At 53.1% G+C, this 12,603-nt stretch carries 10 protein-coding genes; all 10 read left to right on the top strand.

The annotated features are described in order from the left end of the window. Nucleotides 1-36: 36 nt before the first annotated feature. Nucleotides 37-726: a response regulator transcription factor gene (locus tag FLT43_RS09445; RefSeq protein ID WP_087445125.1), complete on the top strand. Its 690-nt coding sequence runs from the start codon at nt 37-39 to the stop codon at nt 724-726. After that, nucleotides 726-2,192 (top strand): sensor histidine kinase, encoded by a 1,467-nt coding sequence (locus FLT43_RS09440; protein WP_087445126.1) that lies wholly within the window; start codon nt 726-728, stop codon nt 2,190-2,192. The genes FLT43_RS09445 and FLT43_RS09440 overlap by 1 nt, the downstream gene beginning before the upstream one ends. Before the next feature lie 48 nt (nt 2,193-2,240). Beyond that, entirely contained in the window at nt 2,241-3,191 is a 951-nt protein-coding gene (locus FLT43_RS09435; RefSeq protein ID WP_087445127.1) for a 4-hydroxy-3-methylbut-2-enyl diphosphate reductase, read from the top strand. Between the two features lie 96 nt (nt 3,192-3,287). Then, on the top strand, nt 3,288-3,470 hold the full coding sequence (locus tag FLT43_RS09430; RefSeq protein WP_115057839.1) for a hypothetical protein: 183 nt from the start codon (nt 3,288-3,290) through the stop codon (nt 3,468-3,470). 325 nt (nt 3,471-3,795) lie between these two features. Next, nucleotides 3,796-4,857: a 3-deoxy-7-phosphoheptulonate synthase gene (gene aroF, locus FLT43_RS09425; RefSeq protein ID WP_087445128.1), complete on the top strand. Its 1,062-nt coding sequence runs from the start codon at nt 3,796-3,798 to the stop codon at nt 4,855-4,857. Between the two features lie 1,228 nt (nt 4,858-6,085). Next, a complete protein-coding gene (gene glnA / locus FLT43_RS09420; protein ID WP_087445443.1) occupies nt 6,086-7,510 on the top strand; it encodes a type I glutamate--ammonia ligase in 1,425 nt (474 codons plus the stop codon). Between the two features lie 198 nt (nt 7,511-7,708). After that, complete coding sequence (locus FLT43_RS09415) at nt 7,709-8,998, top strand: sugar ABC transporter substrate-binding protein (RefSeq protein ID WP_087445130.1); 1,290 nt, start codon at nt 7,709-7,711, stop codon at nt 8,996-8,998. Nucleotides 8,999-9,130: 132 nt separating this feature from the next. Continuing rightward, on the top strand, nt 9,131-10,447 hold the full coding sequence (locus FLT43_RS09410; RefSeq protein ID WP_087445131.1) for a sugar ABC transporter permease: 1,317 nt from the start codon (nt 9,131-9,133) through the stop codon (nt 10,445-10,447). Then, nucleotides 10,448-11,281, top strand: coding sequence for a sugar ABC transporter permease (locus tag FLT43_RS09405; protein ID WP_087445132.1), 834 nt, complete (start codon nt 10,448-10,450; stop codon nt 11,279-11,281). A 222-nt stretch (nt 11,282-11,503) separates the two neighbouring features. Beyond that, on the top strand, nt 11,504-12,418 hold the full coding sequence (locus FLT43_RS09400) for a LacI family DNA-binding transcriptional regulator (protein WP_087445133.1): 915 nt from the start codon (nt 11,504-11,506) through the stop codon (nt 12,416-12,418). Nucleotides 12,419-12,603: the final 185 nt, after the last annotated feature.

Below are 12,603 nucleotides of genomic sequence, written 5' to 3'. Positions count from 1 at the left end.
GAAGGATCAATCTACGGGTGAAGAGGGGCTGGTAGGATGACGCGTTCGACGATTATGGTCGTGGATGACGATGAGAAAATTACGTCCATGCTGAGGCGTGGCTTGGTGTTCGAAGGATATGAGGTCCGGACGGCGATGAATGGCAGCGAGGGCTTGCGCGAGATGATGATTCGCGAGCCCGATTTGCTGATCCTTGATGTGATGATGCCCGAGGTGGACGGCTGGGAGGTATGCCGCAGGCTGCGGGAAGCGGGCAGCAGCGTGCCGGTGCTGATGCTGACCGCGAAGGACGAGGTGCAGGACCGCGTGCACGGGCTCGATCTCGGAGCGGACGATTATCTCGTCAAGCCGTTCGCGCTGGAGGAACTGCTGGCCCGCGTGCGCGCTCTTCTGCGCCGCCGGACGGAGGGCGAGGGCGGGACGCATCGCTTGACGTTCGAGGATGTCGTGCTTGATCTGCATACCCGCGAAGTGCTTCGCGACGGCAAGCAGATCGAGCTGACGGCGAAGGAGTTCGAACTGCTCCATCTGTTCATGCAGAATCCGAAGCGGGTGCTGCCGCGCGACGTCATTATGGAGAAAATATGGGGTTATGACTACAGCGGAGAATCGAATGTGCTTGAGGTGTATATTGCCATGCTGCGCCAGAAGACGGAAGAGCATGGAGGCAAGCGTATCATCCAGACCATTCGGGGAACGGGGTACGTCTTGAGAGGAGATCATTAATGTCGATTCGGCTGCGGCTTACGGTATGGTATTCCGTCCTGCTCGCGTTTACATTGCTATTATTCGGAATCGCCATCTACACCTTTGTCGACTACAACACCTATGCGCATATTAAGACCCGCATCCAGGGACAGGTCAACCAGTTGAAGGTGCTTCCGACGCTCGATCTGCAGAATCGCTTCGACTTCGATGTCCCCAAATCCGATGTCAAGCGGCTGGAAGATGCCGAGCTGTACATTCAGATTGTAAGCTTCCGCAACAAAACGCCGCGCATGTCGCCGAACCTGTCGGAGCTCGGTCTCAATATACCGATGCCGCAAAAGGCGTCCCAGATCAACGAAGGCTACCGCAAAATCGTAGTCAACGGCTATGAATTTCTCGTCTATGAAAATGCGATCATGCTAGCTGACCAGGTTGAGGGCGCCTTCCAGGTATTCGCCTTCACCGGGCGCGAAGCTCTATTCACCAAAGAGCTGCGCAGCATCCTTATCATCGCGTCGATGGTGACGATCGTGCTCGCCTTCTCGCTTGGCCTGTTCCTGGCGCAGAAATCGCTGCGGCCGATCGAGAATATTATCCGGGCCACTGACCGGATTCAGAAGGGGGCCGACCTGAGCGTCCGCATTCCGCGCGAAGGTCCTCCCGACGATGAGGTCGGGCAGCTCACGGACCGGATCAACAGCATGCTGGGCCGGATGGAGACATTCTATAACGAATTGGACGAGGCGTATCGGGCCCAGCGCCGGTTCGTATCCGATGCGTCCCATGAACTGCGTACGCCGCTGACGACGATTCGCGGCAATGTCGATCTGCTCCAGAAAATGTGGATGCAGCAGCAGGAGCCGAACCAGATGAGCCAGAGCGAGCGGGAGCTGATGTCGCTTGAAGCGCTGCGCGACATCGCGGACGAGTCGCAGCGCATGAGCCATCTTGTGAATGATTTGCTATCGCTCGCCCGTGCCGATGCCGGCTATGTGATGAATAAGGTGCTGGTCGAGCTGAAGCCGATGGTCGAGGAGGTCGTGCGCCGGGCGCAGTTCCTGCCTCGTAAGGCCGAATGGGAACTGGGCAATATCGATGTGCTGGAAGATTTGTACGTGTACGGCAACAAAGATTATTTGCAGCAGATGTTGTTCATTTTCATTGAGAATGCATTCAAATATACTCAGGAGGGCAAGGTCCGTCTTACCGCACAGCGTCAGGACAATCAGATCGGGCTGAAAGTGGATGATACGGGAATTGGCATGAACGAGAAGGAAGTGCCATACATCTTCGAGCGCTTCTATCGCGCCGACGTGTCGCGCGGCGTCACATCGGGCACCGGACTGGGGCTGGCGATTGCCAAATGGATTATCGATGAGCACCGGGGTTCGGTCGAGGTCGTCACGAAGCCGGGCGAAGGAACGTCGTTCATCGTGTGGCTGCCGCTGGCTACGGTCGACGGAAGCGGAGATTATCCGGTATAATAGAGGAGCCGATGTCAGGCGCAGTATAATGAGGAGGCAGGTGTACCGATGGAAGTCAGGAAAATTACACCGCGCGGCTATTGCTATGGCGTCGTGGATGCGATGGTGCTGGCACAACAGACGGCGCGCAATCTGGATTTGCCCCGTCCGATATATATATTAGGGATGATCGTTCATAACCGTCACGTAACAGATGCGTTCGAGGACGAAGGCATTATTACGCTCGATGGGGCGAACCGCTTGGATATTTTGGATCAGATCGATTCCGGGACGGTGATCTTTACGGCGCACGGCGTATCCCCGGAAGTGCGGAAGAAGGCGCGGGAGAAGGGGCTGACCACCGTGGATGCGACATGTCCCGACGTCACGCGTACGCATGATCTGATTCGGGAAAAGACCGCCGAAGGCTACGAGATTATTTATATCGGCAAAAAAGGGCATCCTGAACCGGAGGGTGCCATCGGCGTGGCTCCGGATAAGGTGCATCTCATCGAGACCGAAGCGGAGATCGCGGCTCTCCAGGTTGGCACGGATCGTCTCGTCATTACGAATCAGACGACGATGAGCCAGTGGGATATCAAGCATATTATGAATCGGCTTATCGCCCGATTCCCGACAGCAGAGATTCATAACGAGATCTGCATGGCGACACAGGAGAGACAGGCGGCGGTAGCCGAGCAGGCTGCGGGCTGCGACCTCGTCATCGTCGTGGGCGATCCGCGAAGCAACAACTCGAACCGGCTGGCTCAGGTGTCTGAGGAGATTGCCGGCGTGCGAGCCTTCCGCATCTCCGATCTGTCGGAATTGAAGCGGGAATGGCTTGATGGGGTCGGGCTCGTCGGCGTGACCTCCGGTGCTTCAACGCCGACGCCGATTACGAAGGAAGTCGTCGCTTATTTGGAGCAGTATGACCAGAACGATCCGGAGACATGGGAATTGAAGCGGACCGTGAACATGAAGAGGCTGCTTCCGGTCGTCCGCGAGAAGTCGAAGTCATAACAGGATCGGCAATCAACGGATCGACGACACATTTCGAGAGAAGGAATAACGTGAAAAGATGGTTGAAGTACCAGTTCTTGAAGTTGGTTCGAACGCGTGGCGCTGCCGGACAGGTTTAACCGGCTACTGACCATCAATATGAATCTGATTGTAGGCGGAATGATTGACGGCGCGATGCTGGCGCTTCTGCTGTACATTCCAATGAAGCAGATCCTGCTGACCGTGCAGGAGCGGCGCCGGCAGAAGCGCCGCCACCGTCATGGTCACGTTCACGGATAAGGAGGAGCCCTTTTCTTGCCGGCCGAATGGCCCTCGCAGAAAAGGGCTTTCTTCTATTTCCCGGGACATAATGGAGGCGGAGCAGAGATGATGAAAAACTGAGAAGAGATATGAAGAAGAGATATGAAGAAGAGATATGAAGAAGAGATATGAAGAAGAGATATGAAGAAGAGATATGAAGAAGAGATATGAAGAAGTGATGAAAAAAGGAATTGACGAATGCTGTAATGTTCGATATAGTTGCTTTAATGGATAAAAGCTTAAAAGCGTATAAGCGTTGAAATGAGAAAGTGATGAATTGAAAGAACAGAAAGGATGTAGCCCCATGATCGTTATCGTCTCGAATCAGACTCCGGAAGAGCGGGTTGCGGAACTCGTGCGCATCATCGAGAAGGCGGGCAACCAGGCCCATATCTCGCAGGGCACGGACCGTACCGTCATTGGCATTATCGGTAAGGCAGAGCCTCAACTGGCTGAACATCTTAGACAAATGAAGGGCGTAGAGAACGTGATTAAAATTACGAAATCTTACAAGATGGCTAGTCGTGACTTCCATCCGGAAGATACGGTGATCAATATCAAAGGCGTAGAAATCGGCGGCGGCAATCTCGTCGTCATGGGTGGTCCGTGCGCCGTCGAATCGCCGGCGCAGATTGACGAGATCGCGCGCCTAGTGAAGGCAGCTGGCGGACAAATCTTGCGCGGAGGGGCCTTCAAGCCGCGGACAGGCCCGTATAGCTTCCAAGGGGTCGGCGTGGAAGGTCTGGTCATGATGGCCGAGGCTGGCCGGAAGCACGGGCTGTTGACGATTACGGAGGTCATGACGCCGGAATACGTCGATATTTGTGCGGAGTATGCCGATATTCTCCAGGTCGGGACGCGCAATATGCAGAACTTCGATCTGCTGCGCAAGCTGGGTGAATGCGGCAAGCCGGTCTTGCTAAAGCGCGGATTCAGCGCCACCTATGATGAATGGCTGAATGCGGCCGAATATATATTAGCCGGCGGCAATCCGAATGTCATGCTGTGCGAGCGCGGCATTCGCACCTTCGAGACCTATACGCGCAACACGCTGGACTTGACCGCCATTCCGGTCGTGAAGCAGTTGAGCCATCTGCCTGTCATCTCCGATCCGAGCCACGGCACAGGCCGCCGCGAGCTGGTGGAGACGATGTCCAAGGCATCGGTGGCCGCGGGCGCGGACGGATTAATTATCGAGATGCATACCGATCCGGACAACTCGATGACCGGAGACGGGGTGCAGTCGCTGTTCCCGGATCAATTCGCCAACCTGCTGCGCGAACTGGAGCAGCTGGCGCCGCTGTGCGGCAAGACCTTCAATACGGAGAAAATGGAGCGGTCCCATTTCGCGACATGGGTCAAGTAAACCGAATTGAATTGCAGGAGAACAGTCTCTTTCTATGAGGAAAGAGGCTGTTTTTTTGTTTCAGCGGCATTCGGGTGCCGCTTCGATGGCGCATTGCCGCGCGCCGGCCCGCGCTGAGGGGCCTTACGCTCACGGCCGTACCGCTAGTTGTGCGCTAGGCTTGCTCAGCGGTCATGTGTCGCGGGGCCGCTGTGGGCAAAGCGTTGGGCGGCATGCACCTATGCGAGTGGGTGGGAAGCAGATAGCGGATGCGTCTATGTGCAGCTGCGGGCAAACGTGGAGCTGCATATGCGACTCCCGCTCCATGGTTAAACAAGAAATACTGCAAATCTACAGCTTTTTGCACCCCTATTAAGGAGATTTTGTGAAATTGCTGCAAATATACATCAATTTCCCCATTTCTGTCGCGTTTGGAAACGAAACTAGCGAAATTCCTGCACATTTGCAGGATTCACTTATTCGAAAATTGAGTGCTCTATAAATCCTGTATTTTTGCAGCATTGGGGAGTAACCGGATGTATGGAGTGAGTTCCCAGCCAAGAAGGTACTGCAGATACTGGTCAAAAGACGGGAACTGCAAACCGAGAAGGGGGTACACGGAAGCCGAGTAAATGAGTGAGTTCCCAGCCAAGAAAGGGCCATGCAGCAGCCGCTCAAAAGACGGGCAAGGATGAGCTAAGAGGAAAGGCCCAAACCGCGTAAAAAGCGAACGTCAAGCCGAGATATGCCCAAATTGAAGCGAGAATCGAGGCGAGGCTCACAAGACGAAGAAGTAGCAATAGAGAGTGAAAAAAGAGGGCGAGGCCCCAAAAAACAAAGAAGTGGCAATGGCGAGTGAGAAAAGGCGAGTCCCTGCAAATCGAGGAAGGCCATAGTGAGCGAGGAAAGCGAAGCTTGATAAAAAAAGGGGGGGCGCTTATACACGCTGATAAAAGCGATGCCGCAGCCGATTTAACAGGGTGGGTCCATCGAACTAGGTCAAAGGAATACTTGACCCGAGAGGCCGAATTGCTTCCCTTGGAAAAGAAGGGAAAAGTGTTGGCAAAAGCGGATTTTCCGCCGTTTCCCATCATTTGGTGTAAGAAAACCTTACATGAAACATAAAAATACCTGACATAGATATTGACGAGATTTCTCCGCAGCGATTATAATGACAACAACTTAATTTTGAAAGTGGAACAATGAGTGCGTGATGAACGTGTATTGTTCGGAAATGGGAGGAATCATCATGTCGACAAATCCAGCTTTGATGGTTATTCAAGAGAAAAAAATCCAGTATGTAGATTTTCGCTTTATTGATTTGGTCGGTCGAGCGCATCATATTACCCTTCCTGCTTCAGAGGTGGATGAGAGCACGTTCACGAACGGAGTTGCATTCGACGGTTCCTCCATCAAAGGATTCCGTGGAATTGAAGAATCTGACATGGTGATGATGCCGGACGCGAACTCCTGCTACGCCGATCCGTTCACGGCGCATCCGACACTTATCGTCATGTGCGATATTTTTACACCGGATGGCGAACGCTATGATCGGGACCCGCGCAGCATCGCGCAGAAGGCAGAAGCATATTTGCAAACGTCCGGGGTCGGTACGGCTGCATTCTTTGCCCCGGAGTCGGAATTTTTCATCTTCGATGAGGTGCGGTACGAGAATACGATGAACCGCTCCTCCTTCTATGTCGACTCGGTTGAGGCGTCCTGGAATACGAATCGTGAGGAAGCCGGCGGCAACCTCGGAGGCAAAATTCCGGCAAAGGGCGGATACGTGCCGGTAGCCCCAGTGGATACGCAGCAGGACATCCGCAGCGAGATGTGCCGCTTGCTTCAGGAATGCGGCATCCGCGTCGAACGCCATCATCATGAAGTGGCGACGGCAGGGCAAGGGGAGATTAACTTCCGCTTCGATACATTGACGGCCTCGGCCGATAATCTGATGAAGTATAAATATATCGTTCATAATACGGCACGGCAGTTCGGCAAGGTGGCCACCTTCATGCCGAAGCCGCTGTTCGGCGACAACGGAAGCGGGATGCATGTGCATCAATCGATATTCAACGGCGACACGCCGCTGTTCTACGAGAAGGGCGGGTACGCCAATCTGAGCGAGATGGCGCTTCATTATATCGGCGGGATTCTGCATCACGCGCCTGCGCTGATCGCCTTGACGAACCCAAGCACAAACTCGTTCAAGCGGCTCGTTCCCGGCTACGAAGCTCCGGTTAATCTGGTCTTCTCCAAAGGCAATCGTTCCGCTGCGGTTCGCATCCCGGTGGCTGCCGTCACGCCGAAGGGCTGCCGCATCGAGTTCCGCACGCCGGATTCTACAGCGAACCCGTACCTGGCGTTCGCGGCGATGCTGATGGCAGGGCTGGACGGAATCAAGCGCAAGATCGATCCGACCGCGGCCGGCTTCGGTCCATATGACCGCAATCTATATGAGCTGTCCGAGGCGGAGAAGCTGGACATTCGCCGCGTTCCGGCCACGATGGAAGAGGCGCTCGACGCTTTGATGGCGGATCATGAATTTTTGCTCGAAGGCGGCGTATTCACCCGCGCGTTCATCGACAACTATATCGGCATCAAGAGGAAAGAAGCTCAATCCGTTGCCATTCGCATTCATCCGCAGGAATACAGCCTTTATTTCGACTGCTAATCAAATAGATGCAGGTATCCTCCTACTATATCCTCCGCATCCAGCTTGGATGGGGAGGATTTTTTTATTAATGAAAGGGGGCAGGAATGATTGTGAATGGAAGAGGAATCATTGTTGACGGCTTCGCCGGCCTTGCGCTATCATATACTACGAAAGCAACTTAAACGTTTAAGTTAAAACAGATGGGAGGGAAATGGAATGTCAAAACGCTTCTTCTTTTCGACATTGTCGGCAGCTCTGGTGTTTCTTTTGCTTGCGGCATGCAGCGTGCAAAATACGAATTCGGCTAACGAGAAGGCAGGGGCTGCGATGCAGCAGCATGCGGGAGAAGCCGGATTGCAGCCGGAGAAGGGCGCCACATTGCTTGTATGGGAATCCAAAGGTCCGGAGCTGGATTTTCTGAAAGCGGTCGCAGAAGACTTCGAACAGGAGTATGGGGTCAACGTCAAGGTTGAAGCCGTTCCGGCTATCGACTCCGTTACGAAGCTGACGACGGATGGGCCGGCCGGGATCGGGGCCGATGTGTTCTCGGCGCCGCATGATCATTTGGGCAATGCGGTCATAGCAGGGCTTGTGCTGCAAAATGATATGTACGATGAACCGATGAAGCGGCAAATCATGGACTCGGCCCTAGAAGGCGTTAGCTATGACGGGGTGCTCTACGGATTCCCGACCGCGATCGATACGTATGCGTTGTACTACAACAAAAAACGGTTGAACCAGGCTCCCGCAACGTATGAAGAGCTGATTCAGTTCGCCCAGACGTATAACGATCCGAAAAACAAGCAGTACGCCTTCATGTGGAATGTCGGTCAGCTCTATCAATCCTATTCGTTCCTGGCTGGCTATGGCGGTTACATATTCGGGAATGGCGGAAAGGATGCAGGCGATATCGGCTTGAGCACTGACGGGTCGGTCGCGGGTGCCGCTTTTCTGCAATCGCTGCATGACATTCTGCCGATCAACAGCAATGATATCAATGACAATATCATCACCGGCTTTTTCATCGAAGGGAAAACAGCTGCAATTATAGGCGGCCCATGGCTCATGACGGATGTCAAAAACGCGGGCCTAGATTATGGAGTGGCCCCATTGCCGCTGCTGCCTAACGGAGAGCAGCCGCCAAGCCTGTCCGGTATCCGCGCGCTCTATGTCAGCTCCTACACCGAATATCCGGCAGCCGCCAAGCTGTTCGCTAGCTATGCGACCTCACGTCACAACATCGTCAAGCGCTACGAGTTGACCAGGCAGCTGCCGCCGAGACAAGACATGATGGAGGAGCCGATCATCAAGCAAGATGCCAATGCGCTGGCATTCCTGGAGCAAGCGAAGTATTCCGCTCCGATGCCGTCCATTCCTGAAATGGGAAATGTGTGGGTGCCGGCAGGCGCGGCCTTGGCTGCGATCTGGAATGACAGGCAAGAACCGGAGGCGGTGTTGAAGAAGGCGGTCGAGCAAATCAACACGGCGATCCGGGCGAAAAAGTAGCTCGGATTGAGAACTGCAGCAGACTTAGGGGACAACACTATTGAGACATGTTCAAAAAGGCCGGTTTTCAGCCAAATGGACTTTTGGAACAACTTTTATTGGCATAAAAAATCGACGAAGGCGGTCTTCCTTATGGATGTGACAACAGGTGCCCGTCGGCATCGGACGAGAGCGGCTCTATTCTCCGCGGTGTGTATCGGATTAGGCCAGCTGTACAACAAGCAGTATATGAAGGGCTTGCTATGGATGATCGCGGCGCAGTTGTTTTTTTGGACCTATTATCCGATCGCTTATGAAGGAATAAGAGGGTTGATCACGTTAGGCGACGTGCCTACGCAAGTGGTTTCCGGACAAGTGATCAAAGGCGATCACTCCATTTTCCTGCTGATTGAAGGACTGATTACATTGGTGCTCGTGCTCTTGTTTGCCGGGTTCTATGTGCTGAATATTTACGATGCGAAAAAAAATGGCGCGCTGCGCGATGAAGGGAGGCTCGCTCCGGGGTTTATCGAATCGGCCAAACAGATGAAGCTTCGGCATTTTCCTTATCTGCTTCTGCTGCCGTCCATCTGCTTCGTGCTCTTTGTGACGGTGGTGCCGTTGGTGTTCAATGTGCTGATTGCCTTTACGAACTATTCGGCTCCGAATCATATTCCCGACCGCAATTTGGTGAATTGGACCGGACTGAGCACGTTTTATGAATTATTTGCGCAAGAGGCATGGCGCACGACCTTCTTCGGGATTTCGGTCTGGAATGTCATCTGGGCTGGGGCGTCTACGCTGTCCGTTTTTTTCAGCGGCCTCCTATTGGCGTTGATGGTGAATCATCCGCGAGTGAAATTCAAAAAATTTTGGCGCACGATCTTCATCTTGCCATGGGCGATTCCGCAATTTATATCGATTCTGGTGTTCAGAGTGCTGCTGAACGGCTCATTCGGTCCGGTGAACGATATGATAACCAAGCTCGGCTTCGCGCCGGTGCCGTGGCTGTCCGACCCGACGATGGCCAAGTTTACGATTCTGCTCGTGAATTTGTGGTTCTCCACCCCGTTCCTGATGGCGTTGATGTCCGGCGTCTTGACGACGATGCCACGGGATTTGTACGAAGCCGCCTCAGTGGATGGGGCCACGGGGACGCAGAAGTTTTTTAAGCTGACGCTTCCGCTGGTATTGGCGGCGACGGCGCCGCTCTTGATCATGCAGTTTGCTTTTAACTTCAATAACTTTAATTTGATCTATATGCTAACGGACGGTAATCCGAACCACCCTGATTATTATTACGCGGGCAGCACGGATATTTTAATCTCGTGGATATTCAAGATGACGTTGAATCAGAGCCAATTCAATATGGCTTCCGCCGTCTCGATCATCATGTTCGTCTTTATCACGGTATTCTCCCTATGGAACTATCGGCGGATGAAGATAACTCAAGAAGAGGATATGGTCTAAATGTCTAAATTGCTGAACAACTTGGTCGTAGCGGGCATTTACGCGGTATTTGCCGTGCTGCTGTTGACGACGCTCTATCCCTTGATCTGGGTTATCGGAACGTCGCTTAATCCGGGTAATTCCTTAATGGTAAGCCGAATGTTTCCTGACCAGCCTACGTTTGCGCATTATGCGGAGCTGATACGGAAGACGGATTTCGTGCTGTGGTTCACGAACACGCTCACGATCGCGCTTGCCAATGCGGCATTGTCAACGGCTTTGGTGGCGGCGACGGCCTATGCCTTCTCCCGCTTTCGCTTCAAAGGCCGACGCCAAGGATTGATGACCTTGCTAATCCTGCAAATGTTTCCGGGCTTCCTGTCCATCATGGCGATCTTCGTGCTGCTGATGCAGACGAAGCTGCTGGATACGCATTTGGGCCTCATTCTTATCTATGCCGGCGGTTCCATCTCGATGGGGACATGGGTCATGAAAGGACATTTCGACACGATTCCGAAAAGTCTGGAGGAAGCGGCCCGCATCGATGGCGCGGGTCATGCGCAGACGATGCTCAAAATCATTCTGCCGCTGTCCCTGCCTGCGATTACCTTTGTCGCCCTGAACAGCTTCATTACGCCGTTCATGGATTTTATCCTGCCGCAGATCGTGTTGAGATCATCTGACAAGATGACGTTGGCGCAAGGCTTGTACAATATGGTGGCGAACGAGACGAATTCAAGCTTCACGACCTTCGCTGCCGGCGCCGTACTGGTGGCGCTTCCGATTACGATCCTGTATATGTACTTCCAAAAGTATCTCATTCACGGCATGACGGCTGGCGCGGACAAGGGTTAATGGATAGCAGAGATCAAAAGCGGATAACATGCTTCTCGGGAACGGATCGTTTTCTATCGAGGACGACAAGATGACCGTAAGCTTGCTTGCGTCCGGCTGGATGATATGGAAGCGTTGAAATTAGTGTCCCATTCGGTATCCGAGGGTAAGTTTGACACCCTATAGGCGGTATGCTTTAATTGGCTTAAACGTTTAAGTCTAAGTCAAGCGAGGTCGGATAAGATGAAAAAAACGACGATTAAAGATATCGCCAAAGCAGCGGGTGTGTCGATCGCTACTGTCTCCTATATTTTGAACGATGTCAAGACGCAATCGATATCGAATGAGACGCGGGTGAGAGTGCTGAAAGTCGCACAGCAGCTCAAATATGTCCCGAACCGGACGGCCCAGTCCTTAAAGATCAAGAAGACGGGCTTGATCGGGATTCTAGTATTCAAGGACGAGCGGCAAAGCCCCTGGGCGGAATTCAAATACGCCAAAACGATAAGCAAAATCGAACAGCAATGCAGCGAGCTCGGCTACCACGTCATCTTTATGCAGATCGACGATACGGCACCGTCTTACAAGGTCATTATGGAACGGAACTTGGACGGCGTATTTTTAATTAATGTGGATCAGGAACGGTTTGCCACGATCACGCCATACTTCGGGTTCGGTATCCCCGTGTTTGTGGTGGACAGTTATATTGAGGATTCGCTTTTTCACAAAATTATGCCGGACGTGGAAGCGGGCTTTCAGCGATCGAGCGCCCTGTTGGGTGAAGCGCCGCAATTTCTCGTAATGGATCGCTACAACAATGAACAATGGATGGATTTCATCAAGCAGGCATCGGGCTTGCCTGACGACCGGATTCATGTGTACGAGCACCGCCAAGGGATGAAGGCCTTTTTGGCGAAGTTCGAGGGCCGGCCGGGCATCGTCATGAACGAATTTATGGCCAATGAGGCTGTTCAAGTCCATCCCCATCTGATTGCCTGGTGCACCTGTCACTGTCCTGAAATTGTTGGTGAAGCTGCGGCGAGGGTCTTATTCGGCTTGGATGAATACGCGGCATTCGTCAATGTAATGAACAGCTTTATTCATGATGCGGAATATGTGCACGAGGAGAAGTTTCTGAAATTGCCTGTCTCCTCGTAGATCAATGCGCGTGTTTCAAAAAGAGGTCGGTTTTCAGCACCGAGAAGGTTGCAAGAAGCCGAAGAAGGAAGCGCGGAGTGCAGGCAAGACTACATGAGCACTGGACTTCGAGAGTGAATGCAAGATTCGATGCCGAGTGACCTCCAGTTCTACCTTGTGATCAAAACCGAACTTTTTGGAACCGC

Origin of the sequence: Paenibacillus thiaminolyticus (assembly GCF_007066085.1) — a bacterium.
Lineage (GTDB): Bacteria > Bacillota > Bacilli > Paenibacillales > Paenibacillaceae > Paenibacillus_B > Paenibacillus_B thiaminolyticus.
Note: the sequence above shows the minus strand (reverse complement) of the source record. Positions and strands in the feature narration are given on the sequence as shown.

Excerpts from the sequence above, each read along its gene's own strand:
- FLT43_RS09415 (WP_087445130.1), top strand. The coding sequence starts at position 7,709 with ATGTCAAAACGCTTCTTCTTTTCGACATTGTCGGCAGCTCTGGTGTTT.
- FLT43_RS09410 (WP_087445131.1), top strand. The coding sequence starts at position 9,131 with ATGGATGTGACAACAGGTGCCCGTCGGCATCGGACGAGAGCGGCTCTA.
- FLT43_RS09445 (WP_087445125.1), top strand. The coding sequence starts at position 37 with ATGACGCGTTCGACGATTATGGTCGTGGATGACGATGAGAAAATTACG.
- FLT43_RS09440 (WP_087445126.1), top strand. The coding sequence starts at position 726 with ATGTCGATTCGGCTGCGGCTTACGGTATGGTATTCCGTCCTGCTCGCG.
- FLT43_RS09435 (WP_087445127.1), top strand. The coding sequence starts at position 2,241 with ATGGAAGTCAGGAAAATTACACCGCGCGGCTATTGCTATGGCGTCGTG.
- glnA (WP_087445443.1), top strand. The coding sequence starts at position 6,086 with ATGTCGACAAATCCAGCTTTGATGGTTATTCAAGAGAAAAAAATCCAG.
- aroF (WP_087445128.1), top strand. The coding sequence starts at position 3,796 with ATGATCGTTATCGTCTCGAATCAGACTCCGGAAGAGCGGGTTGCGGAA.
- FLT43_RS09400 (WP_087445133.1), top strand. The coding sequence starts at position 11,504 with ATGAAAAAAACGACGATTAAAGATATCGCCAAAGCAGCGGGTGTGTCG.
- FLT43_RS09405 (WP_087445132.1), top strand. The coding sequence starts at position 10,448 with ATGTCTAAATTGCTGAACAACTTGGTCGTAGCGGGCATTTACGCGGTA.